The sequence below is a fragment of the Polycladomyces subterraneus genome (assembly GCF_030433435.1).
Lineage (GTDB): Bacteria > Bacillota > Bacilli > Thermoactinomycetales > JIR-001 > Polycladomyces > Polycladomyces subterraneus.
In genome coordinates, this window is the sequence record NZ_JANRHH010000013.1 from 84,445 (window position 1) to 100,953 (window position 16,509).

General features: G+C 54.2%; 15 protein-coding genes and 2 pseudogenes. 3 read left to right on the forward strand and 14 right to left on the reverse strand.

All coding sequences use genetic code 11. The features are described from left to right. Positions 1-146 precede the first annotated feature (146 nt). Positions 147-500, forward strand: coding sequence for a hypothetical protein (locus NWF35_RS02320; protein WP_301237485.1), 354 nt, complete (start codon positions 147-149; stop codon positions 498-500). Positions 501-939: 439 nt separating this feature from the next. Here NWF35_RS02320 and NWF35_RS02325 read toward each other — a convergent pair whose 3' ends face one another. The 10 genes from NWF35_RS02325 to NWF35_RS02370 form a co-directional block, all read right to left on the reverse strand. Further along, positions 940-2,448 (reverse strand): NADH-quinone oxidoreductase subunit N, encoded by a 1,509-nt coding sequence (locus NWF35_RS02325; RefSeq protein WP_301237486.1) that lies wholly within the window; start codon positions 2,446-2,448, stop codon positions 940-942. A 6-nt stretch (positions 2,449-2,454) separates the two neighbouring features. After that, positions 2,455-3,975 (reverse strand): complex I subunit 4 family protein, encoded by a 1,521-nt coding sequence (locus NWF35_RS02330; RefSeq protein WP_301237487.1) that lies wholly within the window; start codon positions 3,973-3,975, stop codon positions 2,455-2,457. Further along, complete coding sequence (gene nuoL / locus NWF35_RS02335) at positions 3,972-5,834, reverse strand: NADH-quinone oxidoreductase subunit L (protein ID WP_301237488.1); 1,863 nt, start codon at positions 5,832-5,834, stop codon at positions 3,972-3,974. The genes NWF35_RS02330 and nuoL overlap by 4 nt, the downstream gene beginning before the upstream one ends. Positions 5,835-5,868: 34 nt before the next feature. Beyond that, positions 5,869-6,180 (reverse strand): NADH-quinone oxidoreductase subunit NuoK, encoded by a 312-nt coding sequence (gene nuoK, locus NWF35_RS02340; protein ID WP_301237564.1) that lies wholly within the window; start codon positions 6,178-6,180, stop codon positions 5,869-5,871. Further along, positions 6,174-6,671: an NADH-quinone oxidoreductase subunit J gene (locus NWF35_RS02345; RefSeq protein WP_301237565.1), complete on the reverse strand. Its 498-nt coding sequence runs from the start codon at positions 6,669-6,671 to the stop codon at positions 6,174-6,176. Before NWF35_RS02345 ends, nuoK begins: the two co-directional genes overlap by 7 nt. A gap of 9 nt (positions 6,672-6,680) precedes the next feature. After that, positions 6,681-7,094 (reverse strand): NADH-quinone oxidoreductase subunit NuoI, encoded by a 414-nt coding sequence (gene nuoI / locus NWF35_RS02350; protein WP_301237489.1) that lies wholly within the window; start codon positions 7,092-7,094, stop codon positions 6,681-6,683. 22 nt (positions 7,095-7,116) lie between these two features. Further along, positions 7,117-8,091: an NADH-quinone oxidoreductase subunit NuoH gene (nuoH, locus tag NWF35_RS02355; RefSeq protein ID WP_301237490.1), complete on the reverse strand. Its 975-nt coding sequence runs from the start codon at positions 8,089-8,091 to the stop codon at positions 7,117-7,119. A 166-nt stretch (positions 8,092-8,257) separates the two neighbouring features. Continuing rightward, on the reverse strand, positions 8,258-9,010 hold the full coding sequence (locus NWF35_RS02360; protein ID WP_301237566.1) for an NADH-quinone oxidoreductase subunit C: 753 nt from the start codon (positions 9,008-9,010) through the stop codon (positions 8,258-8,260). Beyond that, positions 9,010-9,528: a NuoB/complex I 20 kDa subunit family protein gene (locus NWF35_RS02365; RefSeq protein ID WP_301237491.1), complete on the reverse strand. Its 519-nt coding sequence runs from the start codon at positions 9,526-9,528 to the stop codon at positions 9,010-9,012. The genes NWF35_RS02360 and NWF35_RS02365 overlap by 1 nt, the downstream gene beginning before the upstream one ends. Continuing rightward, the gene (locus NWF35_RS02370; protein WP_301237492.1) at positions 9,519-9,893 is read right to left on the reverse strand and encodes an NADH-quinone oxidoreductase subunit A; all 375 of its coding nucleotides are present in this window, start codon (positions 9,891-9,893) and stop codon (positions 9,519-9,521) included. The genes NWF35_RS02365 and NWF35_RS02370 overlap by 10 nt, the downstream gene beginning before the upstream one ends. Before the next feature lie 550 nt (positions 9,894-10,443). Here NWF35_RS02370 and NWF35_RS02375 point away from each other — a divergent pair. Next, positions 10,444-11,094: pseudogene (locus tag NWF35_RS02375) on the forward strand (AbrB family transcriptional regulator); the annotation flags it as partial. Positions 11,095-11,146: 52 nt separating this feature from the next. Continuing rightward, positions 11,147-11,579: pseudogene (locus NWF35_RS02380) on the forward strand (AbrB family transcriptional regulator). Between the two features lie 529 nt (positions 11,580-12,108). Here the strand turns inward: NWF35_RS02380 and NWF35_RS02385 are convergent. From NWF35_RS02385 to atpA, 4 genes are all read right to left on the reverse strand, one after another. Next, positions 12,109-12,522 (reverse strand): F0F1 ATP synthase subunit epsilon, encoded by a 414-nt coding sequence (locus tag NWF35_RS02385; RefSeq protein WP_301237493.1) that lies wholly within the window; start codon positions 12,520-12,522, stop codon positions 12,109-12,111. Positions 12,523-12,546: 24 nt separating this feature from the next. Next, positions 12,547-13,956 (reverse strand): F0F1 ATP synthase subunit beta, encoded by a 1,410-nt coding sequence (gene atpD, locus NWF35_RS02390; RefSeq protein ID WP_212773502.1) that lies wholly within the window; start codon positions 13,954-13,956, stop codon positions 12,547-12,549. A gap of 75 nt (positions 13,957-14,031) precedes the next feature. Continuing rightward, positions 14,032-14,889, reverse strand: coding sequence for an ATP synthase F1 subunit gamma (gene atpG / locus NWF35_RS02395; RefSeq protein ID WP_301237494.1), 858 nt, complete (start codon positions 14,887-14,889; stop codon positions 14,032-14,034). Positions 14,890-14,980: 91 nt separating this feature from the next. Further along, positions 14,981-16,498: a F0F1 ATP synthase subunit alpha gene (gene atpA, locus NWF35_RS02400; protein ID WP_301237495.1), complete on the reverse strand. Its 1,518-nt coding sequence runs from the start codon at positions 16,496-16,498 to the stop codon at positions 14,981-14,983. Positions 16,499-16,509 lie beyond the last annotated feature (11 nt).

Below are 16,509 nucleotides of genomic sequence, written 5' to 3' on the forward strand. Positions count from 1 at the left end.
CTTTGGTGACAGGTTCACTCTATCATCGTACATCAAAATGGACGAAGAAGCAAAATGAATCCCTGAAAATCTCTTGACAGTCCGGAAATGATTGGATAAGCGGTCGGATAGTCATAATAGAAAAATAAGATGACGGATTTGGAGGAGTGAACCACAATACATTGATTTCCTATTTTCTCTTCAAATGGGTGTTGTACGCCATAGTGATGGAGATTGCCAATCTAACCTTGAAACAAATGGAAATTACCCATTGGGGGCACTTGATCGTTTCAGCGGGAGTGATCGCCGGTGTGACCGCATGGCTGGATCATGTGCTGATTCGCCACATGAGCCGGTTCGCACTGGCATTAATCGATCTGTTCGCCATTGCCTTGTTGTTGTATGGGCTCCAATTTCTGTTCATATCGTTTTCCCTGGACCCCCATTCCTCCTTGGCCGTCGGTCTGGTATTGGCCATTGCCGAATGGTTCTTTCACCGGTATGGGATCCGATGGCGGTGAGCTTGATAAAGAGCGATCGGGAAAAACCCAATTTCAGAGTGAGGACAAAAGCGAGCGTCGGACCGGAGAGCTTCTGCCCGCTCACAACCATGAAATGCAAAAACCATGAAAACTACTGTTTGAGGAACCTCGTGAAACGAAACGATTTTCATCCTGGACGAACCTACGTAGATGGAGGTGCGTTACCATGCCGGATAAAGCCCAGAAGCCATGACGACCAAAGGGGCGTGCCTCTGTTGGTTCGTGTGGAGTAAGCCACGGTACGGAACAAATCGGGACTGAGCAGCCTCCCATCGATAGTGACGAGATTGCAAAACCTTTTGGATTCACCGTCGAAACGCTTGCAATGACGACGAAAGCCGTTTACCGCCAGTGTTACCGTCGGTAAACGGCTCCCCTGCATCCCTTCAACTTTTTCTCAGCATCTGTCGTTTCTCACTCAGGGCCCCGGAGGCGTCTGCGGAATTGACAGAACCTCCGTCCATTTCAGTTGTCCCAATGCGTGAAGAACCGCATTGGGGAACAATCCCAATCCCACAGTACCGATTACACCGATTCCGATCACGATCGCTGTACTGATGGGGATGGCCAGCGGATTCCCCTTCGGTGCCGGACGGAAGTACATCTGTCGGATCAATTCGAAGTAGTAGAAATAGGAAATGACCGTGGTTACCACCATGACAGCAGCGATCCAAAAGTGCTGGGTGGCGATGGCGTTGATCAGGATGTAGAATTTGCCGAAAAATCCAGCCGTGACCGGAATGCCCGCCAGCGACAGCACCATCAGGGTCATGGTAAGCGCCACCAGAGGTGATCTTCTATATAATCCGGCAAAGGCACTCAATTCACCGTGTTCGGCATCGCGCTCTACCGCCATGATCACCGCGAACACACCGACCGTCATCAGAGAATAGGCAAGCAAGTAATACAGGGTGCTCTCAAAAAGCGCCATCCCCAGTGACGCGAGCGGCACCAGCACATATCCGGCTTGGGCGATGCCGGAATACGCCATCAGACGTTTGACATTGGTCTGGCGCAATGCGACGGCATTGCCGATGATCATGGATGCCCCCGCGATCACCAGCAACAGCGGCGTAATGATCTCCTCCCACACGCGTAGTTCAATCAACTGCAGGTAGGCCACCAACACGATCCGGGTCACCAAAGCAAAGGCTGCCGTTTTGGACACGACCGCCAAAAATGCGGTAACCGATGTTGGGGAACCCTGATACACATCGGGTGCCCACATGTGAAACGGTGCAGCGGCGATCTTAAATCCGAATCCCAACATCATCAAAAACAGCGACAGCAACACGAACGATGCGTAACCGGTCTGGTACGCCTCCACGATCCGTTGCTGAACGACAAACAGATTGGTGCTGCCCGTGAGTCCATACACGAATGACATCCCGTACAGGATAAACGCGGATGAGACACCGCCCAGGACGACGTATTTCCAGGCGGCTTCATTGGAGTCTGTCCGCTGTTTGCGGATACCCGCCAGGATGTAGGAAGAGATGCTCAACAGCTCCAACCCGACAAACAGTGTGACCAAATCGGCCGAGGATGTCATCATTGAAGCTCCCAACACAGCCGTGAGCAGCAGGAAATAGTATTCTCCCCGCGCTCTGATCCCTTCCCGATTTTCTCTGGACAGGGACATCAGCAAAATCAGAGCCGACCCGCCCAACAGCACCAGTTTGAACGATTGGGCCACCGGGTCCGTCCGATAGGATCCCTGCAGAAGATCCACCGCTGTCGCTCCGAAGTGAACGGCCACGTACGTCCCCGCCCCGACGACGGCCAACAGGGCCAACCACCCCAGCCAATCGCGGGAAGCCTCATCCGGTAACAGCAACTCCAGTACGATCAGCAGGGCGGCGGCGGTGACGAGGATCAACTCGGGTGTCATCGCCGACCAATCGATGTGTGCCAAGGCTTTTTCCATATCCGCTCACCCTCCGATCCTGGTGACGATCATTTGCAGGGTGGTTTGCATCGGCTCACCCAACATCTGAGGATAGACGCCGATCGCGATAATCAGGCCGAGCAACACCAACATCGGCACGGTTTCCACCGCCTTCGAGTCGGTCAAGCGCTCCCAGCGGTCCAGAAAAGGTCCGAATGTGGCAGCCATGACCGCCCGCAACGTATAGACAGCGGCCAAGATCAAACCCAATGCGCCGATGCCCGCAATGACCGGGTATGGTTTGAACATGCCGAGAAACGCCAAAAATTCACTGACAAAACCGGACATCCCAGGCAACCCTAACAATGCCAGACCACCGGCCAACAACACGCCGGAGAGTACCGGCATCGCCTTGGCCAATCCGCTCATCTCATCGATCATCGTCGTTCCCGTTCGTTCATAGAGCGCAGCGACGATCAAAAACATCAGCGCAGATATGAAACCGTGAGATACCGCTTGAAACACGGCTCCCTGCAATCCGGTAAAATTCAGCGCGGCGATCCCGAACAGGATGATCCCCATGTGGCTGACACTGGAATAGGCCAACACTCGCTTCAAATCTCGCTGAACAAATGCCAACGCCGCACCGTAGAGGATGTTGACCAGCCCCAACGCCGCCAAACACGTCGCCATCTGATGCACCAAGGGAGGAAACAGATCCACGCCAAACCGGATCAATCCGTACGCCCCCATTTTCAACAAAACACCGGAGTGAATCATCACCACTGCCGGGGGCGCTTCCACGTGGACACGCAACATCCAGGTGTGAAACGGAAACGCGGGCAGCTTGATGCCGAATGCAACCAAAATGCAGAGGAAAATTCCCCATATCACTGGTTTGACCGGCCCCTGCATCCATTCGGGGTGAGCAAACAGCTGCGAGGTTCGCACTTGCAACTGATCCAGATTCAACGTGCCGAACACGAACATGAGGCTAATAAACGCAAGCAGCATCAATGCTGAACCCAATCCGTTATACAGCAGGAACTGGTTGGCGGCACGCTCTCTTTCCATGTACCCCCAGATGCCCACCAGGAAAAAGGTAGCCACCAGCGTCACTTCAAAGAAGAGGAAAAACAGGAACAGATCGCGGGCGAGAAAGACCCCGAGCATTCCAATTTCCAACAGAAGAAACAGCAGGAAATAACTTTTCAGCCGTTCCTTGAGGTACATCGATCCGACTGCGGCCAGCGCCGCGATGATCGTCGTCATCACGACAAGCGATATGGATAAACCGTCCGCACCCATCGCGTAAGATAGCTTCCATCCTGAACTTTGCGGGAGCGGGATGTGAATCCACGACACGTTTTGTGCAAATTGCACACCCCGGGCTTGGGGGTCGAACTTCGCAAACATGATAAGGGCCAGTATCAACGGAGGCACGGTTCCTGCCATCCCGACCCATTTCAGCCACCGGTTCTGTTGCCGGGGAATGAACAACAAGACCAGCATGCCCAAAAGCGGCGAAAACGTCACCCATGTAGGAAGCCCATTCCACACCGTCATCCGAACAACCTCCCCGCCGTCAAGCCGACCAACAGGAGAACCAGTCCAATCAGACTGATCAGGGCGTAGGCCTGCACTTGACCGTTTTGCAACCGGGAGCCGATCCAGGCGATCAGTCGCGTCACACCGACTGCCAGTCCCACCAAACCTTCGACGATCCACCGGTCAAAACCACGGAACAGACGGCCGATGTTCCGCAAACCGTCCACAAATGTTGCCCGATAGATCTCATCGATGTAATACTTCCGGTACAACATCTGATAAAGTATCGGCATCCGATCCCGCCACACAGTGGGCGACCATGCCCGACGCCCGTACATCATCCAGGCGACTCCCAAACCGGCTAACGAGACCAGTGTGGCGGAGAGAGAGATCCAAAGCGGCGTACCCACTGCCGTCTCATGGATACCCGTTCCCTCCACCAACCAATGTCCCAACCTCGGACTCGGCGAGTTGACGAATCCGCTGACCACTGACAACACCGCCAATACCGCCATCGGCAGCGTCATGACGGCGGGAACCGAACTGATCTCCCCGTTTCCGCGGTACTCACCGATAAACACCTGGAAAAACAGGCGGAATACATAAAACGCGGTGAACAGCGCCGCCAACAGACCGACGAGAAATACCCCCGTCCGGCCGTCCGCGTATGCCGCCGCCAAGATCTCGTCTTTGGAGAAAAAGCCAGCAAACGGCGGGATGCCGGATATGGCCAGGCAACCGATGAGAAACATCCATCCCACTGCCTTGTTTTTCCGCCACAAACCACCCATCCGGCGAATATCCTGCTCATGGTGTAACGCGATGATCACCGCACCCGCTCCCAAGAACAGCAATGCCTTGAAAAAGGCGTGCGTCATCAAGTGAAACACGCCCGCCGCATATCCGGCCGAACCCAGCGCCAGCATCATATACCCCAGCTGACTCACCGTGGAATAGGCCAGTACGCGTTTGATATCGTGCTGAACCAAACCGATAGATGAGGCGAAGATCGCCGTAAACGCACCCACGTACGCCACCACGTCCATCGCCGTCTCAGAAGCCGCAAACAACGGAAACAACCGCGCAACCAAGTACACACCCGCAGCCACCATCGTTGCGGCATGGATTAGGGCGCTGACCGGCGTCGGACCTTCCATGGCGTCGGGCAACCATGTATGTAACGGAAATTGACCCGATTTGCCGATGGCACCGACAAATATGAGAACGGCAATCCAAGTCAAGAGCACTGGCGCGATTTTGCCAGCTGCAACTGCACTCATTACGGAAGCGATATCCAGACTGCCCACCTGCCAAAACAATAGCGCGATGGCGATGAACAGGCCCACATCCCCGACACGGGTGACGATAAATGCCTTTTTCGCCGCCGCCTTGGCTTCCGGCTTATGGTACCAAAAACCGACCAACAGGAAGGAACACACCCCGACCAGTTCCCAGAAAATATACAGCTGAAGCAGATTGGGCGAGATCACCAGCCCCAGCATGGAGAACGTGAACAACGTCAAGTAGGCGTAAAACACGGAAAAACGGGGATCACCCTTCATATATCCCCGGGCATAGACGTGAACCAGGAAACTGACCAGGCTGACGATGAACAGCATCAACGCGTTCAGATGGTTCACGTCTGTCCCGAACGAGAAGATGGTCCGGCCCACCTTCAACCATGGAAAAACTTGCACCGCACCGGGTGTTCCACCTGCGCTTTGTACCAGCACCGCCGTTGCGGCGAGAAACGACGCCAAGGTGGCCGTGACCCCGATTCCGGCAGCCGCATTTTCACTCCATCGACGCTGGCCGGCGATCAACAGCAGAAACGCGATCAACGGGAACAACGGGATGATCCAAACATATGCGATCATGGAGCATCCATCCTTTTCTCAGATCGTTTCACGACTACCCCTTCATCGAATTGATCTTGTCGGCCTCAGTCGTGGCTTTGTTCCGGTAAAGCGCGATCAGGATTGCGATCCCCACCGCCGCCTCCGCCGCCGCCACCGTGATCGTGAACAGCGAAAAGATGTGACCGGTCAGGTTGGCATACAATCCGTACTTGGAGAAAGCGACCAAATTGACGTTGACCGCGTTCAGCATCAATTCGATGGAGAAGAGTACCATCACCGCATTTCGCTTCGTCAGCACCCCGTACAAACCGATGCTGAAGAGGATGGCCGACAGTGCCAGATACGAAGTGACCGGCATCAGGATTCCTCCTTCCGGGCCAGGACGGCCGCCCCCACCAGTGCAGCCAACAGCAGCACCGATACCAGTTCAAACGGAATTACCTGTTGTTGAAACAGCACATGCCCGATCCGTTCCACCGTATAACCGGACGTATCCGCCGTTTTGGCTGGAAGGGGAGTCCGGTAGATCACCCACATCACGATGCCGAAAAACGCCGCTACCCCTACGAAGGAGAGCCCCTGTCGAAATCCGAACGGTTCCGCATCCTCTTCATCCTGATGACGGGTCAACATGATCATGAACAGCATCAGGATGGTGATCGCCCCGGCATAAATCAACACCTGTACAACCGCCAGAAATTCAGCGTTTAACAGAAGATACAATCCGGCAATGCTGAAAAACGTGAACGCCAGGGCCAACGCCATGTGAACCACTTTCGTCAGGTTGATCATGAACACAGCACCGCCGATCGCCATGACGGACAAGATGAAAAACGCGACAAATTCTCCGTTCAGCTGCACCAATTACGACCCTCCCCGGATGTTCTGATCGTTTTCATGGAGCCACTCCAGATTTTTGAACAGTTCGTCCCGGCTGTAGGTCGCCAGCTCATAGTTGGTAGTCATTACAATCGCTTCGGTCGGACACACTTCTGTGCACAAATCGCACAAAATGCAGATCTCGAAGTTGATGTCGTAGGTGTCGATGATTTTTCCCTTCTTGTTGGGATCGGGATGTTTTTTACCCGTCAGGGTGATGCAATCGGTCGGGCAGATGCGTGCGCACTGGTTGCATACGATGCACTTCTCCGGGTCAAAATGCTGAATGCCCCGAAATCGCTCCGGCATTTTCAGTGGTTGATCCGGATATTGATAAGTCACCTTTTTCTTGGTCATGGTTTTCAGTGTGATGCCCAAACCTTTTACCATCCCAAGCATGGGAATCCCTCCCGAGATCACGTCAATAAAACCGGCCGATGAACGGCACTTCTTTCAACAGTGCGGACAGGAAAATGTTGAGGAGCGCCAGGGGAAGGAGCACCTTCCATCCCAACTGCATCAACTGATCCATCCGCACCCGAGGAAGGGTCGCCCTCAGCCAAAACAGGAAAAAGACAACGGCGACAAATTTGATGAGGAACCAAGCGATCGGCGGAATGAACGTCAGACCGAAAACGGGGTTCCATCCGCCCAGGAACAAAATCGTCGTTAAAGCAGACATTGCGAATACATACACATATTCGGCCAACATGAAAAAAGCGAAGCGAAATCCGCTGTATTCCACATGATAACCCGCCACCAACTCCGACTCGGCTTCCGGCAAATCGAATGGCGTGCGGTTCAGTTCGGATACAGAAGCGATGAGAAAGACCAAAAAACCCAAAAATTGCGGCACGATAAACCACATATCCGCTTGCGCGGCGACGATCTCTTTCAGGTTGAGTGATCCTGCGGCCATGATCACGCCGACCACCGACATGACCAAGGGAATTTCGTAACTGATCATCTGAGCTGCTGAGCGCATGCCGCCCAACAGAGCATATTTGTTGTTGGACGCCCATCCCCCGACCATAATGCCGATCGTCGTGATACTGGAAACTGCCATATAGTACAGCAGTCCCACAGCGATATCAGAAAAGACCAAAGATGGTGTGAACGGAAGTACCGCTACGACCGCAAACGCTGGCATGAATGCAAGAATCGGGGCCGCCCTGAACAGCGTGCGATCCGCCTTGTCCGGAATGGTGTCCTCCTTGAACAACATTTTCAAGACATCGGCCACCGTTTGCAGGATTCCCCACGGCCCGACGCGGTTGGGGCCGATACGACTCTGCATCCACCCGATCACTTTGCGTTCAAATAATACGGCCATCGTGACGAACCCCAGCAGGATGAACAGCATGACAATGGCCCCGATGATTTTCCCTATCTCCATCCGCCTCTCCACCTCCTGGAATCGGGCCCAAACTTCGTCGGGAAATAGCCACCCTACTCTCCGTTTGATGATGGCCAGACAGCACTGGCTATGACCCGAAACATCCCAGAACCACCATGAGCGGATTCCACTTTACCCAGGTATGCCATCCCTGTCGGTTTCCCAATCAAATCTCCGGATCGAGCGGTTCATAATCTTTCCGAAGGGGATGGCCTTCCCAGTGTTCGGGTAAGAAGATTCGCTTCAGATTGGGATGTCCGTCGAAACTGATTCCCAACAAATCGTACACCTCGCGTTCGTTCCAATCTGCCCCCATCCACACGGAGGTCACCGAATCGACCCGCGCCTCGTCACGGTCCGTTTTCACCCGGACACAGAGGGAATGACGGTGCCGGAACGAGTAGAGATGATACACCACTTCCATATGGGTCTCATAATCCACGCCTGACAGGTTTTGCAGGTAATCAAATGCGAGCGAATCGTCCTCTTTTAATAGACGAGCCACCTCAAGCCATTTCTCCTTTGGAACCACGATCGTGGGTAAATGATGATTGGGCCGATTGATCGAGGCTTCTTCCACCGCATCATCCCCGACCTGTTTCCGGATGGCAGTGACAAAAGCATCCAATATCGGTTGTTTGGGTGACGGCTCCAAAGGTTTTTCTTGCTCTTTCGCTTTTCGGGCCGCCGGATTCCGTCCTGCTCCCGCCGGTTTGGCTCTGGCTGCGGCCGCCGCTTTCGCCTTGGCAGCAGCTGCGGCTTTCCGTTTGGCATCCGCATCAGTGGCATTTGCTGTTGTTTCGACGTTTGATTCCGTTCGGGGTTTCTTTGAGGATTCCCGATCGACTTCACCGTCTTTTTGGTCATCGGGTTCTTTGGCGGAGTCTGGATGGGCTTTTTCTCGTTCTTCCTTGTCCATCACTGGTGGGTGACCCTCCTCCCGGTCTTCGCTTCATATCGGATTTTTTCCTGAAGTTTGTTGATCCCATAGATCAATGCCGCGGGATTGGGCGGGCAACCAGGAATGTAAACGTCGACCGGGACGATCTGGTCAACGCCTTTCACCACTGAATATGACTTCACATACGGACCCCCGGCCGTGGCACAAGAACCCATGGCGATCACCCATTTGGGTTCCGGCATCTGATCGTACAATCGGCGAAGCAAAGGCCCCATCTTTTTGGTGACGGTACCTGCCACGATCATCACATCGGACTGACGTGGAGAAGCGCGGAACATCACGCCGAAGCGGTCCAGATCATAATGGGCGCCGCCTGTCCCCATCATCTCGATGGCGCAACAGGCCAAGCCGAAGGTCAACGGCCAAAGCGAGTTGCTGCGGGCCCACCCCTTAATCTGTTCCAGTGTGGTGGTCAACACATTGCGCTCCAATTCTTTTTCCTCTTCCGGCAACAATCCTTCCAGATTTATTTCCATTCCAACACCTTCTTTTTCCAGGCGTATAATAATCCGACCAACAATAACAGCACAAACTCGAGCATTTCCACCAGCGTGAACAATCCGACGCCGGATCGAAGCTCGTGATACACTGTCGCCCAGGGATAGAGAAAAATCGTCTCTACATCAAAGATGACGAACAGCAGTGCAAACAGGTAATAACGCACGTTGAATTGAATCCAACTGTCTCCCACCGGATCGGCTCCGCTTTCATAACTGATCCCTTTGGCGGGAGTCGGTTTTTGCGGTCGAAGGAGGCTCCCCGCTGTAAACGCGACCAGCGGAAGGCCTAACCCGAGCAAAAAGAATATGGCAAGCATGACGTAATTGGCGGAATAGCCCATGTCTCAGATTACCCTCCAAATGGTCTGATTTTCATCGCGAGCGATGGAGTTGCACGAGGCTGCACTCTGTGATCGCATCTTCTCACCCGATATGGACGCTGGCAGCGGGTTCCAGTACCATTTTTATGCTGAATCGATCATCATGGTTGATAAAAAATCCTGTTTCTCCCCATCCCTTCTGATGTAAGCGCTTCATATCACGCAATCCTTGAACAAAGTATATTCGCACCATTTTTCACCCTCATTATAGCAGAATGATTCAAAAGTGTCTAACATACACTGGTTTTTTCTGGATATTCAAATTTTATTTTTTTGATAATTCATCGAGATTTAGGTTGTCCATTCATCTTTCCCTTCATCCCTATTGGTGTTCTTTCAAAAGTATGCAACGGGTAGATCCATCGATTTTGATTATGCTGTATGATATCATGAGGTCATAAAGCATTGACCCAAATTTCGAATAACAGGACATGAAACTAAATTTCCTACATCCGACGCCGTTTCCGCCTTCCCATTCATAATTGGAAAACAGAGTGTCAGGCCTGCGGCGATGATCACCCTCCATTCAAGAAAGGGGGATTCTGTGCGCCATTTATTTACAAAGGAAAACGGGCGACATGCGGGACTGATCATAATCGGGGGAATCGGCGGGTGGCTGGTGGCATTGACCGATCTATCTGCCGGGTGGATGGTAGGGGCATTGTTGGTTTCCGCCATGTTGACTTTTTGGAAGCCACACTGGTTTTATACGGATCAGCGAAAAGAAATTCCGGCGTTTTGGCAAAACGCGGGGCAGCTGCTGTTGGCGATTGAGTTGGGAAAACAGGTGAATCGCTCGATTTGGATGACCTTGTTTGAAAACGGCCCGATTATCATCGTTGTATTGATCATTTCCTTCGGAGTTTCGCTATGCTGCGGATGGGCTTTATGGCGATATAGCCGTACGGATCTACTAACCGGCATGTTCGCCTCCACCCTGGGTGGAATGTCAACCATGCCGAGTCTGGCAGAAGAGATGGGGGCCAATCCGATTGTGGTCAGCATGGTGCAGCTGATTCGCCTCTCTCTTGTGGTCAGCATTGTCCCGCTTTTGGCATTCATCTATGTCGGTCACCCTTCCGGACATGTCGTAACTGCCCAAACAGACACTGGATCATTGTGGATGACGATTGTATTGGCCGGTTCAGCCTGGATCGCAGCCATCGCAGGTAAATGGCTGGCTGAAATTTCCGGCTCCCTTGCTGACAGGTGGCATGCTGGGAACAGCACTCGCTCAAACCGCCGGCTCTGTCTGGTTCGGGCACGATCTGCATCCCTGGTGGACAGATGCGTTTTTCTACGCAGCCCAAGTGTTGATCGGTACCAGCATCGGTACCAAGGTGAACAAACACCTATTGATGGAGGTCAAGTCGGCGGCTCTGGTGGGCAGCGTCACATCATTCATCATGTTGTTGGTCATGGTGATTTGTGCGTTCATCATCTCGAAGTACGAATATTCCGCTGACCACTTCCTTGTTTGCCATGGCACCGGGTGGCGTTGCTGAAATGGCGGCCACTTCGATCAGTTTCCATGCGGATGCCACATTCGTCGTCGCTGTGCAGGTGCTACGTGTTCTCGCGATGATCATCATGCTGCCGCCGGTGTTACGATGGCTACATCGGATCACTTTCAACTCACACGCTTAAAGCAAAGCCACTGAACGGACCGTTAACAGATGGATGACAAAGTCCGCGGGACTCCGATTTCCAATTCCACACTCGAATTTCATAGCCGTCCTCTAAAAGAGTGCGAGCCCCTAAAGCTGCTATGCGAGCGAAAATGCGTGAAACGATGTCACCCAGTCCAGAGCATGTCTGGTAATTCCGAGAAGGTATAATTTCCTGGTACGCGGCGATCTAAGTCTGACTGAACGGGGAACCGAAAGTGCATGAAACCCATCGATGGAGATTTTCTCCAATCAAAACGTACTTGGTCGGTTCCAAGCGGCTATGATCTGCTTTCTGAGAGGGCGTAGATGGCGAGATAGGATAGCAGTGCGGACGATATGGGTCCGACATACCCTGGGACGAAGCATCGTGAATGTGTGTTACCATCATGAAGCAAGAAGCCACGGCGACCCAAGGGAGTGTCTTTGATTCTTTTCAATGTGAACGAGTTACCAGCAGTCTCCACAAAAAAACTGCCGGCGTAAGACCGGCAGTTTTTTTGCGTTCTCTATTTCCTGTTATCTCCGGGCCGGGCCACATTGAGGCGGTTTTCAGCGCGGCGCAACGCATATTCCGCGCGAGCACGGTCGAGATCGGGCGAACCTTCGGCGAGACGTCGCTCCGCCCGTTCCTTGGCGGCTTTCGCCCGCTCGACGTCGATTTCTTCGGCCAACTCCGCTGCCTCAGCCAGCACGGTCACCTTTTCCGGACGCACTTCCAAGAAGCCGCGGCTCACAGCCACTTGGCGTTCGTTGCCATCTTTTTTGATGCGTACGACAGTGACGTCCAAGGGGCTCACAAAGGGAGCGTGCTTGGGCAAAATCCCGATGTCCCCTTCAGCGGCCCGGGTGATCACCATCTCCACCTCGTCGGAAAAGACTTTCCGCTCGGGGGTGACGATGTCCAATTGGATCGTACTCATGGACACCCGCTCCTTTTACGCATCTTAGGCGAGTTGTTTCGCCTTTTCCACGGCTTCGTCGATCGTGCCCACCATGTAGAAGGCGTCTTCCGGCAGGTCGTCGTGTTTGCCTTCCAGAATTTCTTTGAATCCGCGCACCGTTTCTTTGACCGGTACGTATTTACCCGGCATACCGGTGAACTGCTCGGCAACGTGGAACGGTTGCGACAGGAATTTCTCGATCCGACGCGCCCGGGCAACGATCAGTTTGTCGTCGTCGGACAACTCGTCCATACCCAGGATGGCGATGATGTCCTGCAGTTCTTTGTAACGCTGCAGAATTTGCTGTACGCCACGTGCCACTTCGTAGTGTTCGCGACCCACCACGGCCGGGGTTAGAATCCGCGACGTGGATGCCAACGGGTCCACCGCCGGATAAATCCCTTTTTCGGCCAACTTCCGCTCCAAGTTGGTCGTCGCGTCCAAGTGTGCGAACGTGGTGGCCGGAGCCGGGTCGGTGTAGTCGTCGGCCGGCACGTAGATCGCTTGGATCGAGGTGACCGAACCGTGTTTGGTCGAGGTGATCCGCTCTTGCAGCTGACCCATCTCGGTTGCCAGCGTCGGCTGATAACCCACGGCGGACGGCATCCGGCCGAGCAACGCGGACACTTCGGAACCGGCCTGCGTAAACCGGAAGATGTTGTCGATGAACAAGAGCACGTCCTGTCCTTCGGTATCCCGGAAGTACTCTGCCATCGTCAGACCGGTCAGCGCCACGCGTAGACGGGCCCCCGGCGGTTCGTTCATCTGGCCGAACACCATGGCCGTTTTGCTGATAACGCCTGAGTCTTTCATCTCGTGGTACAGGTCGTTCCCTTCGCGGGTCCGCTCACCCACGCCGGCAAACACGGACAAACCGCCGTGCTCCTGCGCGACGTTGTGGATCAGCTCTTGGATCAAGACGGTTTTCCCTACACCGGCACCACCGAAGAGACCGATCTTACCACCCTTGGCGTACGGGGCCAGGAGGTCCACAACCTTGATCCCCGTTTCCAGCATTTCTTCTTGTGTGGATTGTTCTTCAAAACTCGGGGCCGGACGGTGAATCGGATGACGCTCTTCCGCTTTCACTTCACCCGCCTCGTCAATCGGCTCTCCCAATACATTGAACACACGGCCCAAGGTGGCTTTGCCCACCGGTACCGAGATCGGTGCACCGGTGTCCACCGCTTTCATGCCCCGTACCAAACCGTCGGTGGAGGACATGGCCACGCAACGAACGATGTTGTCACCCAGGTGAACGGCAGCTTCCACCACCAGGTTGATGTCCCGTTCGCCGCTGGACTCCGCTTTGTGTTCGATTTTGATCGCGTTATAAATCTCAGGCAGATGGCCCCGCTCAAACTGGATATCTACAACGGGACCCATCACCTGTACGACGCGTCCAGTGCTCATCAGTTTCCCTCCTCAGCTTCAGATGGGATACACTCATTCCGTACTTTATCCAAACTGCGTAGATCGCAGGGTTGATCAGGACAATGCGTTGGCTCCGGCGACGATTTCGGCGATTTCCTGCGTGATCGCGGCTTGACGTGCCCGGTTGTATTGCAGGGTCAAATTGGCGATCATCTCGGTCGCATTGTCAGTCGCATTACCCATCGCGGTCATCCGGGCACCGTGCTCACTCGCTTTGGACTCCAACAGTGCGCTGAAAATGAGCGTCTCGGCATAACGCGGCAACAGTTCCGCCAGTACTTCTTCTTCATCCGGTTCGTATTCATAAAGGGTCCGCGCCTGACCCTCCAAGCTGATGCTCTCCAACGGGAGCAATTGTTTCTCCACCGGACGCTGGGTGACCGGGTTGATAAATTCGTTGTAGAGAAGAACCAGCTTGTCGTACTTCTCCTCCGCATAAAACTGCACCGCGCGGCGGGCGATCTGCTTGATGTCCGCGAAGGTCGGCGAATCCGGCAGACCCACCACTTCTCCGATCACCGGATACTTCCGGCGTTTCAAGAAGTCACGCCCTTTGCGCCCGATTACGAAAATCACATACTCATCCGAGCTTTGATGCCTTTCGCGCACGGTTTGCACCAATTTGCGAAGCAGGTTACTGTTGAATCCACCGGCCAGTCCGCGATCCGACGTGATGATCAGGTAGCCGGTTTTCTTCACTTCCCGAGAAACGAGCATCGGGTGCTTCGCAGAGGTGCCGGCTGCGATGTTTGCGATCACTTCGCGCATTTTCTCCACATACGGACGCGCCGCTTGAACCCGCTCCTGCGCGCGACGCAGTTTGGCCGCATCAACCATCTCCATCGCTTTGGTGATTTGTCTGGTGTTTTGAACCGAGCGGATCCGGCGTTTGATTTCCCGTTTGTTCTTCACGCATCTTCACCGCCTTTCTGCCGACGGTGTCCCGGTTCCGCCCGTTATCCACGAGCGGACCGGACACCGGGGAAGTTCGGATCGCTGTTGATTATTGCTCCGAAGTGACGAAACCTTTTTTGAACGTTTCCAAGGCTTTTTTCAGGTTTTCCTCGATCTCTTTGGTCAGTTCCTTTTTCTCGCGGATGCCTTGCAGGACTTCTTTGCCTTCGCTGTCCAGATAGTCATGGAACTCTTTTTCAAAGCGGCGAATATCCGCCACCGGAATGTCATCCAGATACCCTTTGGTCACGGCGTAGATGGAGACGACTTGTTTCTCCACCGGCATCGGTTGGTGTTCATCCTGCTTGAGGATTTCCACCACGCGCTCCCCGCGGGCGAGTCGGGCTTGGGTCGCTTTGTCCAGGTCAGATCCGAACTGGGCAAAAGCGGCCAGCTCACGGTACTGCGACAGGTCCAGACGCAAGGTACCGGCCACCTTTTTCATCGCTTTGATCTGTGCAGAGCCCCCTACACGGGACACCGAAATCCCGGAGTTCACAGCCGGACGAATACCGGAGTAGAACAGGTCGGACTCCAAGAAGATCTGACCGTCAGTGATCGAGATCACGTTAGTCGGAATATAGGCGGAAACGTCACCGGCCTGCGTTTCAATGAACGGCAAAGCCGTCAGCGAACCGCCGCCTTTTTCGTCGCTCAGTTTGGCGGCGCGCTCCAACAAACGGGAGTGCAGGTAGAAGACGTCACCCGGGTACGCTTCACGGCCCGGCGGACGACGGAGCAACAAGGACAGTTCCCGATAGGCGGCCGCCTGCTTGGTCAGGTCGTCGTATACAACCAGCACGTGTTTGCCTTTGTACATGAAGTACTCGCCCATCGCGCAACCCGCATACGGAGCCAGGAACAACAGCGGCGCCGGGTCCGAAGCCGTCGCGGAGACGACGATGGTGTAGTCCATCGCACCGAAACGACGCAGTTTTTCCACCACGCCGACCACGGTGGATTGTTTTTGCCCGATGGCAACATAGATACAAATGACGTCTTGGTCTTTTTGGTTGATAATCGTGTCAATCGCGATCGTCGTTTTCCCCGTTTGCCGGTCACCGATGATCAGCTCCCGCTGACCGCGGCCGATCGGCACCATCGCGTCGATCGCTTTGATCCCCGTTTGCAGCGGTTCATGCACCGATTTCCGGTCGATGACGCCCGGAGCTTCCGATTCCACCGGACGGAATTCGGTCGTTTCGATCGGACCTTTCCCATCCAACGGTTGACCCAGCGGGTTGACCACACGGCCCAGCAAGGCTTCACCCACCGGCACTTCCATGATGCGGCCGGTCCGCTTCACTTGGTCACCTTCGCGGATACCGGTGTACGGTCCGAGGATAACCACCCCGACGTGGTCTTCTTCCAAGTTGAGCGCCATACCCATGACGCCGTTGGCGAACTCAAGCAACTCGCCCGCCATCACTTTTTGCAGGCCGTAGACGCGGGCGATCCCGTCGCCGACTTGAATGACGGTTCCGACATCGGCCACTTCGATTTCAGACCGGTATTGTTCGATCTGCTGCTTAATGAGCGAACTGATCTCTTCCGGTTTGATGCTCATAAACCGTTTTC

Excerpts from the sequence above, each read along its gene's own strand:
- NWF35_RS02365 (WP_301237491.1), bottom strand. The coding sequence starts at position 9,528 with ATGGAAATAAATCTGGAAGGATTGTTGCCGGAAGAGGAAAAAGAATTG.
- nuoH (WP_301237490.1), bottom strand. The coding sequence starts at position 8,091 with ATGGAGATAGGGAAAATCATCGGGGCCATTGTCATGCTGTTCATCCTG.
- NWF35_RS02330 (WP_301237487.1), bottom strand. The coding sequence starts at position 3,975 with ATGACGGTGTGGAATGGGCTTCCTACATGGGTGACGTTTTCGCCGCTT.
- nuoI (WP_301237489.1), bottom strand. The coding sequence starts at position 7,094 with ATGCTTGGGATGGTAAAAGGTTTGGGCATCACACTGAAAACCATGACC.
- atpD (WP_212773502.1), bottom strand. The coding sequence starts at position 13,956 with ATGAGCACTGGACGCGTCGTACAGGTGATGGGTCCCGTTGTAGATATC.
- NWF35_RS02360 (WP_301237566.1), bottom strand. The coding sequence starts at position 9,010 with ATGGACAAGGAAGAACGAGAAAAAGCCCATCCAGACTCCGCCAAAGAA.
- NWF35_RS02370 (WP_301237492.1), bottom strand. The coding sequence starts at position 9,893 with ATGGGCTATTCCGCCAATTACGTCATGCTTGCCATATTCTTTTTGCTC.
- atpA (WP_301237495.1), bottom strand. The coding sequence starts at position 16,498 with ATGAGCATCAAACCGGAAGAGATCAGTTCGCTCATTAAGCAGCAGATC.
- nuoL (WP_301237488.1), bottom strand. The coding sequence starts at position 5,834 with ATGATCGCATATGTTTGGATCATCCCGTTGTTCCCGTTGATCGCGTTT.
- NWF35_RS02385 (WP_301237493.1), bottom strand. The coding sequence starts at position 12,522 with ATGAGTACGATCCAATTGGACATCGTCACCCCCGAGCGGAAAGTCTTT.
- NWF35_RS02325 (WP_301237486.1), bottom strand. The coding sequence starts at position 2,448 with ATGGAAAAAGCCTTGGCACACATCGATTGGTCGGCGATGACACCCGAG.